The sequence below is a fragment of the Pyramidobacter sp. CG50-2 genome, assembly GCF_003612005.1.
Taxonomy (GTDB): domain Bacteria; phylum Synergistota; class Synergistia; order Synergistales; family Dethiosulfovibrionaceae; genus Pyramidobacter.
This window is the reverse complement of sequence record NZ_RAWT01000001.1, coordinates 15,399-28,449: the sequence shown is the minus strand read 5'-3', so window position 1 is coordinate 28,449 and position 13,051 is coordinate 15,399. Positions and strand designations below refer to the sequence as shown.

General features: G+C 64.6%; 12 protein-coding genes. 4 read left to right on the top strand and 8 right to left on the bottom strand.

The window, feature by feature from the left end; all coding sequences use genetic code 11:
* Positions 1 to 82: 82 nt before the first annotated feature.
* The gene (locus tag D7D26_RS00100) at positions 83 to 694 is read left to right on the top strand and encodes a response regulator transcription factor (RefSeq protein WP_147413011.1); all 612 of its coding nucleotides are present in this window, start codon (positions 83 to 85) and stop codon (positions 692 to 694) included.
* A 33-nt stretch (positions 695 to 727) separates the two neighbouring features.
* Here D7D26_RS00100 and D7D26_RS00095 read toward each other — a convergent pair whose 3' ends face one another.
* From D7D26_RS00095 to D7D26_RS00070, 6 genes are all read right to left on the bottom strand, one after another.
* Positions 728 to 2,149, bottom strand: a complete 1,422-nt coding sequence (locus D7D26_RS00095) for a sensor histidine kinase (RefSeq protein ID WP_120371546.1) — start codon at positions 2,147 to 2,149, stop codon at positions 728 to 730.
* Positions 2,146 to 3,726, bottom strand: a complete 1,581-nt coding sequence (locus tag D7D26_RS00090; RefSeq protein WP_120371545.1) for a hypothetical protein — start codon at positions 3,724 to 3,726, stop codon at positions 2,146 to 2,148. Before D7D26_RS00090 ends, D7D26_RS00095 begins: the two co-directional genes overlap by 4 nt.
* A 323-nt stretch (positions 3,727 to 4,049) precedes the next feature.
* A complete protein-coding gene (locus tag D7D26_RS00085; protein WP_120371544.1) occupies positions 4,050 to 5,390 on the bottom strand; it encodes a transglutaminase domain-containing protein in 1,341 nt (446 codons plus the stop codon).
* 9 nt (positions 5,391 to 5,399) lie between these two features.
* Positions 5,400 to 5,834, bottom strand: coding sequence for a DUF1036 domain-containing protein (locus D7D26_RS00080; protein WP_120371543.1), 435 nt, complete (start codon positions 5,832 to 5,834; stop codon positions 5,400 to 5,402).
* A gap of 18 nt (positions 5,835 to 5,852) precedes the next feature.
* Positions 5,853 to 6,272, bottom strand: a complete 420-nt coding sequence (locus D7D26_RS00075; RefSeq protein ID WP_120371542.1) for a hypothetical protein — start codon at positions 6,270 to 6,272, stop codon at positions 5,853 to 5,855.
* 152 nt (positions 6,273 to 6,424) lie between these two features.
* The gene (locus tag D7D26_RS00070; protein WP_120371541.1) at positions 6,425 to 6,853 is read right to left on the bottom strand and encodes a hypothetical protein; all 429 of its coding nucleotides are present in this window, start codon (positions 6,851 to 6,853) and stop codon (positions 6,425 to 6,427) included.
* Between the two features lie 247 nt (positions 6,854 to 7,100).
* Here D7D26_RS00070 and D7D26_RS00065 point away from each other — a divergent pair, with 247 nt between their 5' ends.
* Positions 7,101 to 8,630 (top strand): hypothetical protein, encoded by a 1,530-nt coding sequence (locus tag D7D26_RS00065; protein ID WP_120371540.1) that lies wholly within the window; start codon positions 7,101 to 7,103, stop codon positions 8,628 to 8,630.
* A 241-nt stretch (positions 8,631 to 8,871) separates the two neighbouring features.
* Here the strand turns inward: D7D26_RS00065 and D7D26_RS00060 are convergent, their stop codons facing one another.
* Positions 8,872 to 9,249, bottom strand: coding sequence for a DUF1622 domain-containing protein (locus D7D26_RS00060; RefSeq protein WP_078016200.1), 378 nt, complete (start codon positions 9,247 to 9,249; stop codon positions 8,872 to 8,874).
* Between the two features lie 196 nt (positions 9,250 to 9,445).
* On the opposite strand from D7D26_RS00060, the gene D7D26_RS00055 reads away from it, so the two are divergent.
* On the top strand, positions 9,446 to 10,249 hold the full coding sequence (locus D7D26_RS00055) for a Cof-type HAD-IIB family hydrolase (RefSeq protein ID WP_120371539.1): 804 nt from the start codon (positions 9,446 to 9,448) through the stop codon (positions 10,247 to 10,249).
* A gap of 86 nt (positions 10,250 to 10,335) precedes the next feature.
* On the opposite strand, the gene D7D26_RS00050 is transcribed toward D7D26_RS00055, so the two are convergent.
* The gene (locus D7D26_RS00050) at positions 10,336 to 11,853 is read right to left on the bottom strand and encodes an ankyrin repeat domain-containing protein (protein WP_120371538.1); all 1,518 of its coding nucleotides are present in this window, start codon (positions 11,851 to 11,853) and stop codon (positions 10,336 to 10,338) included.
* Positions 11,854 to 12,016: 163 nt separating this feature from the next.
* On the opposite strand from D7D26_RS00050, the gene citC reads away from it, so the two are divergent.
* The gene (gene citC, locus D7D26_RS00045; RefSeq protein ID WP_120371537.1) at positions 12,017 to 13,009 is read left to right on the top strand and encodes a [citrate (pro-3S)-lyase] ligase; all 993 of its coding nucleotides are present in this window, start codon (positions 12,017 to 12,019) and stop codon (positions 13,007 to 13,009) included.
* The last annotated feature ends 42 nt before the right edge of the window (positions 13,010 to 13,051 follow it).

The following is a 13,051-nucleotide window of genomic DNA, read 5'->3' as shown; positions in this document are numbered from 1 at the left end:
CGTTGTGCCGTGGAATGCAAAAAGTGTCGAAGCGCGCAACGCGGCGGAAAAAAATCTCGAACGCCGGGCGGAGGCGAAGGATATGGTCCGAATCATGATCGTCGAAGATCAGACGATGGTGCGCGACGCGCTGAAAAACAGCCTGGACGGCGTCGAGGATTTCAACGTCATCGCCGCCATCGCCGACGCGGCGCTGGCGGAACTGTACTGCGAGAGGACGTCTCCCGATCTGGTGCTGATGGACGTGTGCACCGAGAACGATTCCAGCGGGCTGGACGCGGCGGCGGCGATCAAAAAACGCTTCCCGCAGGTGCGCGTGGTGATGATGACGGGGCTGCCGGAGGTGACGTTCGTCGAACGGGCCCGCGAGGCGGGAGCCGACAGCTTCGTCTACAAGGATCTGGACGTGGACGGCCTGGCCGGCGTGATCCGCGACACCTGCGCGGGCAAAAGCGTCTATCCGGGACGACGCGAGGAAGTTCTCAACTTCGGCGAGCTGACGCGGCGCGAGCGCGAGGTGCTGGTGCTGATCTGCGACGGGCTGTCGCGCCGGGAGATCGCCGAGCGGCTGAACATCACGGTCAACTCGGTGAAGACGCACTTTTCGAACATCCTCTCGAAAACGGGCTACGAGAGCGTCGCCAAGCTGGCGATCTTCGCCGTCTCCAACGGTTTCATCAACACGAAAATATGAGCGGAAGCTCCGGAACGGCCGGGGCTTCCTTTTTTATGCCTCGCGCTCTTCCGGCGGCAGGTTTACGGTCACGGTGAAGCGCGGCGAAGTCGCGATCTCCAGCGTGCCCCCCGCTTCGGCGGCGAGGCGGCGCATGCCGGCCAGCCCCTGGTTTTCTTTGAGCGGCCGGTCGCCGTCAAAGGGCGCGCCGTCGTTGGCGACGCGCATCGCCAGCCCCGCGCCGGTGCGCTCGATCCGCGCCTCGACGCGGGACGCGCCCGCGTGTTTGACGGCGTTGGTCGAGGCTTCGCGCAGGATCTTGATCAGTACCGCAGCCTGCCGCCCGTCGCCGGGGAGCCGGCCTTCCACGCTCAGTTCGACGCCGATGAAGCCGAACGACCGCTGCAGGTCGGCCAGCAGCCGCGCGGCGGGCGCCGTGACGTCGGCGCGCAGGTCGTCGATCAGGCCGGAGAGGAGCGGCAGGAAACGCTCGAGGTCGCGGAAATTTTCGCCGCCGCGCTGCAGGTACTGCTGCATCAGGTAGATGCGGTGTCCCGCCATGTCGTGGATGCGGCTCTGCAGACGCGCCAGCTCCTGCTCGCGTTTGACGGCGGCAAGCGCCGCTCCGGCTTCGCGCAGCTCTTCGGCGCGCGCGGCCAGTTCTTCGTGAAGCTTTTGCAGCTCGCGCGTGAGCCGGTCGGTCTCGGTCACGCAGGCGGCGAAGATCGCGCTGAACGCGCGTCCCTCCACGTCGAGCAGGCGGCGCGAAAATTCCCACGACTGGCCGTCGGCGCGGAACAGCAGCGCATCCGCGAGCGCGATCCGCTCGACGCCCTCGCGGAGCGCGCCGCCGTTCAGCGCCTGCCAGAACGCCTCGCCGTCGCGCAGCGGCCGGGCCGTGAGCGTTTCGGCCAGAAGCAGCATCTGCCGGTTGGCGAGCACGGGGCGGCCCGTGGGATCGCTGAACAGAACGCCGTCCGGCAGCCGGTCGAGCGCTTCCTTGATGGAGTGGCGCGCGACGGAACGGCGGCGTTCGCGCCGCGCGCGGGCGTCGCACCAGGCGGCCCGCAGCGCGAAGAACGGCAGCCCGAGGACGAACAGCGGCGCGAAAAAGCGCGCGCGGTCGAAGCAGGGCAGCGCGGCGAACGCGAAAAACGCGCCCGGCAAAAACATCGACCGGCGCGAGACGACGCCGAAAACGACAAGCGGGACGGCGCTCAGCCACCGCCACGGCGTCAGCGGGAAAACGGCCTCCGTCCCCGCGTAGCCGCGGCAGTGGACGGAGAGAAGCAGCGCAAAAGCGCCCAACAAATACAAACCGGTCAAGAATTCTCCGAAGCGCTCGGCGCGCAGGCCGGGGCGTTTCCGCTGCAAGGCCAGCTCCAGCGACAGAAAAACTTCGAACAGCAGCGCCAGAGCGGTCAGCCCCATCAGGGCGATACGGAAAAAGGCGTCGAACGCCAGCAGCTCGTTCATGGGCGCGCCTCCTTTCCGTCGGCGGGAAGCGGCAAGCGGCAGGTCGCGTACAGGCTGCCCTCGTCGCGTTCGAGACGATACGCGCCGCCCAGACGGCGCAGCGTTTCCCGCAGCGGCGGCGGTAAAAGCGCCGCTTCGTCGGGCGGCTGCGCGCTTTCGATCACGAGACGCAGTTCCAATTCGTCGCCGGCGCGCCGCAGCCGCATCAGCAGCGACGCGGGCGCGGCCGTCAGGCAGCATTCCAGCGCTTCCTCGAACAGATCGTAGACGAACATGCCTGTCCGCGCCGGCACGGCGCCGCTTTCGGCGCAGAACGGGGCGCAGTCCACGCCGGCCGGCGCGGCGCAGCGGGCCGATTCCATGGCGGCCTGCATGATCTCGGCCAGCGGCAGCCGGTTCGACTGTTTGCTTTTCAGGAACAGATGACTCTTGCGCTTTACGGCGCAGATCAGCACGCCCAGACGGGCGAGAGCGCGGCGGACCGTTTCGCGATCTCCCGCGGCGGGGCGTTCGGGAATGGCCGCGAGAAGCCGGCGCGCCGCTTCGATCTTGTCCTGCATGCGTCGTTCGACTTCGGCGCAGAGGCGGTTCTGCCAGCGCAGTTCCAGCAGGCGGCCGCGGATCTGATTGCGCTGCGCCAGTAGGCGGTTGCCGCGTTCGCGTTCGCGCGTCAGTTCGCGCAGTTTTTCCTGAAGCGCCAGGAGTTCGCTCACGTCCTCCTCCCACAGGACCGAGCCGCCGCGCAGCGGCCACGAACGGCGCTGCGTCCCCGGCGGCGCGTCCGCGCCCGGACGGGGCGGGGCGAGGCGGGTGCGGTAGACGGGCGTTCCCCGTTCGTCCTCGATCCACATCCGCGCCGGGGCGAGCGCGAACAGTTCCTCGTAGCGGCTGTTGCAGGGAAGCGCGCCGCTGCGCAGGCAGCTTTCCCAGAAGAGGAAGACCGCGACGGCCGTGGCGAAAATAAAGCCGCCGCCCGGCAGCCAGGCGGGCCGTTTGACGAAATACAGCCAGACGTAGAGCGCGAAAGCGACGAGGATCGCGATCGGCGCGGCGGCGCGGCGGGCGCGGGCCGGCGAGGCGGCGTTTTTGATCAATCCGGCGGCGAAGCACAGCGTCGAGAGCGCGATCCAGCCGACGAGGATTTTTTTCGCCCCCGCGGCCAGCGGCAGGACCGCCGCCAGCCACAGCGCCAGCGAAACCGTCAGGTGGAGCGTCAGCGCCCGGTCCAGCGGCGGCGCGTCGAGCGGCTGCGAGGAAACGCGCAGGATCATCAGATCGAGCCACGGCAGCAGCGCGAAGATCAGCCAACTGACAACGTCCATGCCGCGCAGCGCCGCCGTCTGCATGAGGCGGTATGCCTGCCACCGGTCGCGGGCCATGGGCAGATTGAACGCCGCCAAAAACTGCGTCGCCCGCAGCGCGATCCAGAAAAACAGCAGCAGCGCCGTTCCCTGCATGCCGCGGCGCAGCGCCGGATGAACGACGCGGCGCTGCAGCGACCAGCTCCATCCGCACAGGACCGCGAGAAAAAGCAGATGCCCCAGCCCCTGCCCGACGCCGCCTTCCAGTGCCGTCATGGTCGTCTCACCTCCGTGCGGCGAAATTTCTTTTTCTGGAGCTTATCCTATCACGGCGCGGCGGAAAAGCATCACCCGAAGAGGTGATTTCGGCATCGGGCTGAAGCTCCCTTAAATCAATACATCGGCTTATCATAAACGATAAAATGCTTTACGTGGAACATTCGCGGTCTCGACCTTGCGGTTTCTTCCCCGTACGGCGCTCAATGCGCAAAGGCGAACGACCGATCGACAGCTGCCCGATACCGATTTTCGACGAAAAAAGGTTGAGCCCGAAGAGGCGGTATTTTCCTATTTGTAGTCTTTGAATTATCGAAACTGCGTCAATTCGTGCGCGGATAACTCGAGTCCCATTCGTGATCGTTCCTGATCTGCGAGTCGGTAAGCATGAAGTAGTCGCGGATGATTTCCTCCGGCGAGTCGGGCAGCGGGTCGTCGAATGTCACGTCAATGTGACGCCAGCGTCCGCCGAGGCGGACCATGTTCCATGCGTGCGGTTCGGCAGGCTTGCCGCCCTTTCCGTGCACAAGAATGCATTCTACGCCTGACAGCCGGCACATCAGCTGAAAAGCGGAGGCGTAGCTTTCACAGATACCTTCTTTGTCGACCAGAACGGAATGGGCTTCGCGGTCGGGCGTTTGATGATAATCGTCGAGGTTTGCGCCTTTAGTGCGGTAGCGTGGACGATCGCTGTAGCGTGCCGAGGCGACGAGAAAATCATGAAAGCCTTTGATCAGCGTAAGCCGGTCACGGTCGCCGCCGGAGCTTGCGAGCGTATCGATCAGAGCCCAGGCGGCCATGACGGTTTCCCGGTCGCGCTCGCTCAGCTCGGACCACACCTCCGGATTTTGCGCGCCGCGCCAGCAACGATACCAGTCATAATAGACAAGCCGCAGGTGGAGCTTTTCGTCATCGTAATCAAAATGATAACTTTTGATGATCCAGTCGAACATAAGCTCGTCGAGATATTTCTCGATGGCGCTTTCGTGAAGATTGGCGCTGATGGGAATGGTGATTTCCCTCTCCAGCATGCGAACGTGCGGTTCCAGCGCGGTTTTCAGCTGAACGTAGTTGCCTGGGGGCGCGTTTTTGACGCGACGATCCTGTTTTTGTGACAGGTCTTCGGTGGTGGGGGTGAGGGGATTATCGAGCAACTGGGTCAGCCAGGAAATATGGGGCGCTGGCGGCGTTTCCCGATTGGTCGTTTTCGTTGTCCCTCGGGCGCGGAACCATGAAGGCAGCAGCAGGCTTTCCGTGTCGTGCCGCGGTTGGGCCGATGTGTACCAGTCCGGCAGCCCACCGCTCAGTTTGGCGCGTTTTTCGGGCGGCGGCGCAGGGATGACAAGTTTTTTGTCCTGCTGCCAGATATTGCCGATGGATCTCGCAAATTCGGCAATGTCAAGTTCCGGCGGCTTGGCACGCTGTTTGGCAAACCATGGGGGCAGCACTGCCTTGAGGGGCAGCGCCGCCGTTTCTTCGCCAAAATAGTCGCGCATCAGGGAAGCCGTGTGCTCCTCTAGAAACCAGCGCGGCGCGATGGCGATGGTTTCAAGGTCACTATGCTTCTGGACGAACCACGCCGGCAGTACGGGCCTGATTTCCAGCGCCGGCGAAGAAGTGACCAGACTGAAAAAAAGAGTCGAAAGGCAGAGAGATTTTTTCATGGCGTTCGCCTATCGTCTCAGCGTCAGCGTGTACTCTTCGCCATCGCCGACATCGAGCGGGCGGAAGACGACGACGCGTCGGTTGTTGCCCGGGCAGGCCTGGTCTTCGCTGTAGGCGAAGCCCTCGGCGCGGACGAAGCGCACCTGGGCGCCTGCCATATCGTCTCCGTCCCAGGTGTGCTTCATGCCGACTTCTTCGGCATAATAGAAAATCACGTCGATGCTGCTTTTCAGGTTGTAAACGGCGCTTTTGTCCGGTTCGATGGCTGCCCAGCCCATGGTTTTCCAGCGGGCGCTCGGATCGTCGTACCATGAGATGGCGACAAAAATCGGGGCCGGATTTTTATTGACGACGATAAACTTTTCCAGCGCCGCAGCCTGCCGCGGCAGGACGAGCGGGCAGAGAAGCGTCAGGGCGAGGAAAAAACGAAGATTTTTTTTCATGGCGCGGATCCCGCACGGCTATTTCATCTGAATCGAATCAAAAACCGCCGCCGCGGAATCGCTCTGTTCCCCCCAGATAGTGATCACGGCGCACTCTCCTTCTTCACCGGAGCCGTAAATCTGGACGTACAGCGGAGTGCCGTCGACTTCGGCGGCGTAGTCGTAACTTTCGTCGCCAAGCTCTTCAAAATCCTCGCCTTCCATTTCCTTACAGGCGGCTTCGGCTATTTCCCTGACGCTGTGCCCTTCGGTCGGGGCTTTCGCGACGGTGACGATCGTATCGCGCTTGGGCGAGGCGAGAATGACCGCAGGGGCCTGCTTTTTCATGGTCCAGCCCGAAGGGATGTCGGCGACGAAAAAGCCTCCGTCAACTTCCTTGGCGTAGACGGCCGGAGCTAGAAGCGTAAAAAAAAGAATGACGATGAATAATTTTTTCATAAAAAGAGCCTCCTTAAAGAAGTATATGCAGCGATGGCGGAAAAAGGTTTTTCCCAAATGAAAACCGTGAATATCTTAGCACCTTTGCGCGCGGTCGCCAAAAATCGCTCATTTAAAAAGGGCCTCCCCGCCGGGAGGTCCTGACTGTTTCTCTATTTGAACGCAATGGAATTGAACACGTCGGTGGCCGCGTCGCTCCCGTGATCGCCGACGATGGTGATGCAGCCGTACGCGCCGCCGCCGAGGTCGAAAACTTGGGCGTACAGGGGCTGGCCGTTGGCCGCGCCGGTGTATTCCCAGGCTTCGCCTTCGCCCTCCATCCTGACGAGGTCCTGAGAGCCGTGCGCTTCGGCCATGCGGGATGCGGCGTCATGCAACGGCGTGCCCGCCGCGGGCATTTTCGTCACCGTGAAGACGATCGCTTTGTCGGGAGACGCAAGCGCGGCGGAGTTTTCGCCGTCCGCCTGGAGCGTCCAGCCTGCGGACGGCGTCTCGGCGGTGAAAAAACCGGCGTCGACTGGGGCGGCGGACGCCGTCGCGGCCATCGCCAGCGTCGCCGCGAGCGCGAGAATTTTTTTCATGGAAGATTCCTCCTCAAAAAGTCACGACGCTCCGGCCGCGCGGCCGGAGTTTTCGGATTCCCGATCTACGGCTGTAATCATATCACGCCGGCGCGTTTCGCGAAAAGACGCAGGAGGCGAAAAAATCGCCTTTTCAGGTGAGGCCGCGGACCTTTTTTCTGATAAGATAAGGGAACGGAAAACAATCTTTTCGTCAGCGTCCGGCCGTCGAAAAACGCCGGGCGGAATCGAGAAAGGCGTGAGATCGATGAAGGCAAGGAAACTGATCGTGGGAGTTCTCGCGGCGCTGGTATCCGTTTCGCCGGCTTTCGCCGCGCCGGCGAAAACGCGGGAACTCTACGCGGCGGATCCCGGCGAAGGCAGGGTGTACAAGCTGGAACCGGGACGGAAGACCGAACTCGGCTTCGAACTTCACGAGGTCAAATCGGGCGGCGAAACGCGGTATTACTGGGCGGCGCTCGATCCGAACGCGACGGACGAGGCGCTTCCCGAGTCCGGCGTGGCGTTTTTTGCGCCGGACGGGCGCCAGAGCGCGCTGCTGCCCCTGCAGGGCGGATTCGACGGCGCCTGCGTGGCCGCTTCGCCCGACGCGGCCAGATTCGTGCTTTCGGTGCCCGACGGCGAGGCCGGGCGCGTCAACCGCGTCTATGATTTTGCGCAGATGAAGCCGCTGACCTCGGTGCGCGGTTCCATCGTCGACTGGGGCGGCCCCGTCTGGGTGGACGAACGCCGCTTCGTCTACACGTCGTTCGACGACGCGAAGATGAAGAAGCCCGGCCTTGAAGGCGCGGAAGCCGGTTATCTCTCCGTGCGCCTTTTCGACGCGGACAGCCGCCGTTCGCAGACGCTCAAAGCGGCCACGCCGACGGACGAGTACGCGATGATGGGTTACTGCGACGGCTTCGTCACCATGGCGCATTATTACGTGGACGACGCGTCGCAGTGGGCGGCCGGCGGCCCCGAGGAAAACGGGGCGCTGCGCTCGGAGCGCACCTATTGCTGGCTGCCGGGCTGGAAGCCCGGCGAGTGGTGGCGGACGCCGAAAGCGGTGTTCAGCGTCGATGCCGAAAACGGCCGCGTGTTTGCCGGCGAGGGGCGCGAGCGCAGGGAATACGCCGTCGAGCTTCGCCAGGGACAGTTCCCGGACGCTTTCTCTCCGTTCGACGACGAAGCGGTGAGGGTGGACTATTACTGGTTCGTCGCCGGCGGCGAAGGGGATCCGGCCGGGGAGATCCCCGTGCTCTACGTCTTCACGCTCTCGCAGGACAACGCCGAGGCCGACGATCCGGCGCTGACGGCGGCTTTTTTCGTGGGCGAGCCGGAGAGGATCCGCGACGTCGGCATTTCGCCCAAGGGCGAGCGCCTGATCGTAGCCGTCGGCGAAGAAGGGTCGCAGGTCCGCGACCTCGAACTGTACCGGCTGAGCTATTACGAGCACGAGGCGTTTTGCCACCTGGCGACGCTGCGCCCTGCCTACGGGGCGTTTTACTGGTTCGATCCCTGGCGCGCGGTCTATTCGGCGCTGAACCTCGAGGCCGACCTGCAGAGCGGGCGCGAGCCGGGCTACGCGCTGGACGTGCGCGTGTACGACAGCGCCGTGGGCGAGGATTATCGGATCACGGAGAGTTCGACGCTCGACAGCTATCAGGCCGTGGGGCTGAGCGAAGACGGGGACATCGAGATGGAACAGATCTCCGTTCCCGATCTGGCGGACTGGAAAGACCCGGGCAGGGAACGGCGCACGCGCTTGAAGGGGCGGATGCCCGCCGCCGGCTAAGACTTGCCGGACGGTAAAAATTCCGCCGCGCTTCGAGGCAGCTGGAAGCGCGGCGGAATTTTTTTTACGCGGGGACGGGCTGATACTATTTCTTGATAAAAAGCGTTAACATAGTTTGCAGGGCGCTGCGAGGGAGTTCAGTCGCTCAGAACTCTCTCGACCGCTGCGCAGTCTGCGCAGCTCGCTTTGTGAATCTCCCCCGCAGCGCCCTTATGTTCGGCCTTTTAATTGAGAAATAGTATTATTCGTAGCGCGGCGGCGCGTGACGCTTGGCGTCGGCGTCGCGCTCTTCCAGGCCGTGGATCTCCTTGCCCAGCGAGACGCTGAGCACGACGCGGATGATGACGATGGCGGCGAGGACGCTGACCGTCTGCAGATCGGGGTTGCAGATCGTCAGGATGATGTCGGCGGCGACGAGAAACTGCAGCCCGAGCAGCATGATCTCGCCGAAAGTGCGGCGCAGCCGCAGCCAGCCGCCGCGCATGTCGACGTCGACGCGGTAGTTTTCCAGCGCCAGCGCCACGATGCGGTACAGGGCCAGCAGCACGCCCCAGGCGATGATGAAGATACTGATCAGTTCGATCGCGGACGCGACCCAGCGGGCGATTTCTACGCTCACAATAGTTCCTCCTTACGGGAAACAGCAAATTCATATTTAACGATTTGTTGGTATAATAACCGATTTGGGCGCTGTTGAAAAGAAGCAATTTCCCGTCCGAAAAAATCTGAAGTCTGGGCGGCGGCGCTTCTTTCATCTATAATGGACGGGAGAAACGGCGCCTTTTTGGCGAAAAGAACGGAGCGGAGGAAAAACGATGATCAGGATGATCGCGACCGATCTCGACGGCACGCTGCTGGCCCCCGGCGGCCTGTCCATGCCGGAGCGCAACCGCGCGGCGCTGGAAAAAGCGGCGTCCCTGGGCGTGCGCGTGGTGATCTGCACGGGGCGGCTGTTCGCGGGCGGGCGCAGGTACGCTTTGACGGCGCCGGGCGACCAGCCGGTGATCTGCGTCAACGGCGCGGTCGTGCGCATGAGCCGGTCGGAGACGTACCTGCGCCGCGTCGGCTTCGAACCGGGACTGGCGCGCGAGGCGCTGGACCGTTTTCGCGCGGCGGGGGCGAAGCCGTGGTTTTACGTCGGCGACGTCTGCTTCGCCGAAGAAAGCTCCGATGCGCTCGACGCCCTGAAACGGCGCACGGGCGCGTCGGTGGAGCTCGTCCCCGACCTGGCGGCGAAATGCGGCGAACGGCCGGAAAAACTTCTCGCGCTTCTGACGCCGCAGCAGGTCGAGGCGCTGCACGGCGATCTGACGGCGCGCTTCGGTCCCCGGCTCTACGTGACGCGCTCCAGCGAGCGCCAGATCGAAGCGCTGGCGCCGCAGGCGAACAAGGGACTGGCGCTGGCGATGGTGGCGCGGCGCTTCGGCGTCGCCCGCGAGGAGATCGCCGCGTTCGGCGACAACTACAACGACCTCGAGCTGTTCCGGGCCGCCGGCATCCGCGTAGCGATGGAAAACGGCGCAAGAGAGCTGAAAGAACAGGCCGATATTATCGCCCCGCCGAACGGCGAGGGCGGCGTCGGGCAGATCGTCGAGCGCCTGCTGGCGCAGCGGCGGTAAGGCGGGGACAGGAAAAGAGGCGCGCAAACAAACAAAAAAAGCTCGAAGCGGCCCTGCCGCTTCGAGCTTTTTTATACGGCGCGGCGTCAGCGGGCCAGCTTTTCGCGGAGCAGGCGCAGCAGACGCTTTTTGTCTTGGGGGCTCATGCGCTCGTTGAAGCGGAGCAGGCGGCGCAGGCCGTTGCCGTTGATCGTGGCGCGCGGGTCGGCGCCGGCGTTCAGCAGGGCTTCCGCCGCCAGCGGGCTGGGGTTGTAGCGCACGGCGCAGATCAGCGCCGTGCGTCCTTCGCCGTCCCTGGCTTCGAGCGCTTCGCCTTTTTCGAGCAGATAGGCGATGATCTCCGGCGCGGCGGCGTTGGGATTGGCGGCGGCGAGCATCAGCGGCGTGACGCGGGCCGGGTCGCGCTTCAGCGCGGCGTTCAGCTTTTTGAGACGGCGGCGTTTGGCGGACGCGGACAGCGCCGCCGAAGCGCGGATGCGCGCGGCGCGCAGCGCCGGGCGCGAGAGCAGGCGCGTGTTCCGCGACACGGCGGCCAGCGCCGGAGCTTCTATAAAGCGTGATCTCTGTCCGGCGGCCGGCTGCGGCGAACGGCCGGACGCCTTGTTGACGAGAGCGGGGGAAGCGGCGCGGCGCGTCGGCCGGGGCGCGGAAAGCGGCGCTCGTTCGCCGCGGACGCTCACGAGCCGGGCGCATTCTTTCACCGTGCGGCAGACGGGCAGGACCGCAAGGAGCGCCGTCTGCCGGGCGACGCTGCGGGGCGTCAGTTCACGGTCGAGAAAGCGGACCATCGCCGCGGAATGGCCGCTGCGCACGGCCACCAGCGCGGCGGTGCGGCCGGAGCGGTCGGCCGTTTCCGGATCGGCGCCGGCGTCCAGGAGCTTTTTTGCGATCGCCACGGCCGCGGGCGCTTCGTTGGCGGCGGCGAGCATCAGCGCGGTCAGACCGTCGCGATTGCGGGCGTTGACGTCGGCCCCAGCGGCTACCAGCGCGTCGATGACGTCGGTCCTCGTGCTGAAGCGGGCGGCCGTCATCAGCGGCGTCCAGCCGGCGTCGTTCGCCTGGTTCGCGTCCGCGCGGCTGTTGAGCAGGAACGCGATGATGCCGGGCGCGCCGTCCGTGGCGTTGCGGGCGGCGAAATGGATCGGGCAGTCTCCGCCGCGGCGCGGCTGCACGGCGTCGGCGTCGGCGGCGTAAAGCGCTTCGACGACGGCGGGATCGCTTGCGTACTGACAGGCGATCATCATCGCCGTCGTGCCGTCTTCGCTCTCGGCCGACGCCAGCGCATGGTATTGCGTGAGCAGCCTGGCGACGAACGCGGCGGGTTTGTCGAAGCGCAGCGCGAACATCAGCGGCGTCCAGCGCTCTTTGCTGCGGGCGTTGACGTCGGCCCCGGCGGCCAGAAGCGCTTCGGCGGCGGCCGTGTCCCCGCCGGCGCAGAGCGCGAGCGTCAATGGCGTCCAGCGGTTCGTGCCGGCGACGTTGACATCGGCGCCGCCGACGGACGACGACTCGGCAGCGTCCAGCGCATCCGCCGTCGGCGCGGCGGCCTCGGCGGCGCCGCAGGCCGTCAGCCAGACCACGATCAGCAGTTTTTTCAGATTCATGGCAGAACCTCCGGTGAAATTCTTTGTTGGGGAAAAAGAGCGAATTTTCGCAGTTCATCATATCACAACCGAAGCCCGAATGAGCGCGGCAATCTTTTGTTTCGCCGCGGGGTAGTGTAGAATCAATGAGACGATTCGAACTTGCGAAGGGAGGACTGAGCCGATGGATATGATGCAAGGGCGTCCGTTCAAGGGCAGAACGCTGGAACGGATCGAAAAATTTCTGGCGTCGCTGGGGCTGGACTACGACGACGGCGTGGAGATGACGGCCTGCGCCTGCGACGAGGAGGGCGAGGTGGTCGCCACGGCGTCGCGCCAGGGCGCGGTGATCAAGTGCGTCGGCGTCAGCGCGGCGCGTCAGGGCGAGGGGCTGGCGGCGTCGGTCGTGAGCGAGGTCGTGACCGACGCGATCCAGGCGGGGCTGACTCATCTGTTCGTGTTCACGAAGCCGTCGAACCGGCAGATCTTCGACGATCTGGGATTTTTCCCGATGGCGGAGACCGCCGACGTGCTGCTGATGGAAAACCGCCGCGACGGCGTGAAGCGCTTCGTCGCTTCGCTGGAACGTCCCGTCCGGGACGGCGTGATCGGCGCCGTGGTGGTGAACTGCAATCCGTTCACGAAAGGGCATCGCTACCTGATGGAGACGGCGGCGTCGCAGTGCGATTTTCTGCACGTCTTCGTGCTTTCGGCGGAAAAGAGCCTTTTCCCCGCGGCGCTGCGGCTGGAGATGGTGCGCCGCGGCACCGCGTACCTGAAAAACGTCGCTGTGCATCCGACCGGAGATTATCTGATCTCGGCGGCGACGTTCCCCGATTATTTCCTCAAGGACAAGGCGCGCGCCGGCGACGTCAAGTGCGAACTCGACCTGACCATTTTCGCGCGCTGTTTCGCCGAACCGATGAACATCACGCGGCGCTTCGTCGGCACGGAGCCGCTCAGTCCCGTGACGGAGCGTTACAACGAAGCCATGAAGGCGTTTTTGCCGCCATTGGGCGTCGAAGTGACGGAAATCCCCCGCTGCGAGGCCGGCGGCGCGCCGATCAGCGCCACGCGCGTGCGCGCGCTGCTGGAACGCGGCGGCCTTGACGAGCCGGAGTTGGCGGCGCTGTTGCCGGAAACGACGCTGGCGCTGCTGCGCGAGTACCGCCGATAGCGGCCGCGGCCGCATGGGACGAGGAACGAAAGGAGAAGCGCC

Coding starts and splice junctions, on each gene's coding strand:
- D7D26_RS00100 (WP_147413011.1), top strand. CDS start 83: ATGGTCCGAATCATGATCGTCGAAGATCAGACGATGGTGCGCGACGCG.
- D7D26_RS00095 (WP_120371546.1), bottom strand. CDS start 2,149: ATGAACGAGCTGCTGGCGTTCGACGCCTTTTTCCGTATCGCCCTGATG.
- D7D26_RS00090 (WP_120371545.1), bottom strand. CDS start 3,726: ATGACGGCACTGGAAGGCGGCGTCGGGCAGGGGCTGGGGCATCTGCTT.
- D7D26_RS00085 (WP_120371544.1), bottom strand. CDS start 5,390: ATGAAAAAATCTCTCTGCCTTTCGACTCTTTTTTTCAGTCTGGTCACT.
- D7D26_RS00080 (WP_120371543.1), bottom strand. CDS start 5,834: ATGAAAAAAAATCTTCGTTTTTTCCTCGCCCTGACGCTTCTCTGCCCG.
- D7D26_RS00075 (WP_120371542.1), bottom strand. CDS start 6,272: ATGAAAAAATTATTCATCGTCATTCTTTTTTTTACGCTTCTAGCTCCG.
- D7D26_RS00070 (WP_120371541.1), bottom strand. CDS start 6,853: ATGAAAAAAATTCTCGCGCTCGCGGCGACGCTGGCGATGGCCGCGACG.
- D7D26_RS00065 (WP_120371540.1), top strand. CDS start 7,101: ATGAAGGCAAGGAAACTGATCGTGGGAGTTCTCGCGGCGCTGGTATCC.
- D7D26_RS00055 (WP_120371539.1), top strand. CDS start 9,446: ATGATCAGGATGATCGCGACCGATCTCGACGGCACGCTGCTGGCCCCC.
- D7D26_RS00050 (WP_120371538.1), bottom strand. CDS start 11,853: ATGAATCTGAAAAAACTGCTGATCGTGGTCTGGCTGACGGCCTGCGGC.
- citC (WP_120371537.1), top strand. CDS start 12,017: ATGGATATGATGCAAGGGCGTCCGTTCAAGGGCAGAACGCTGGAACGG.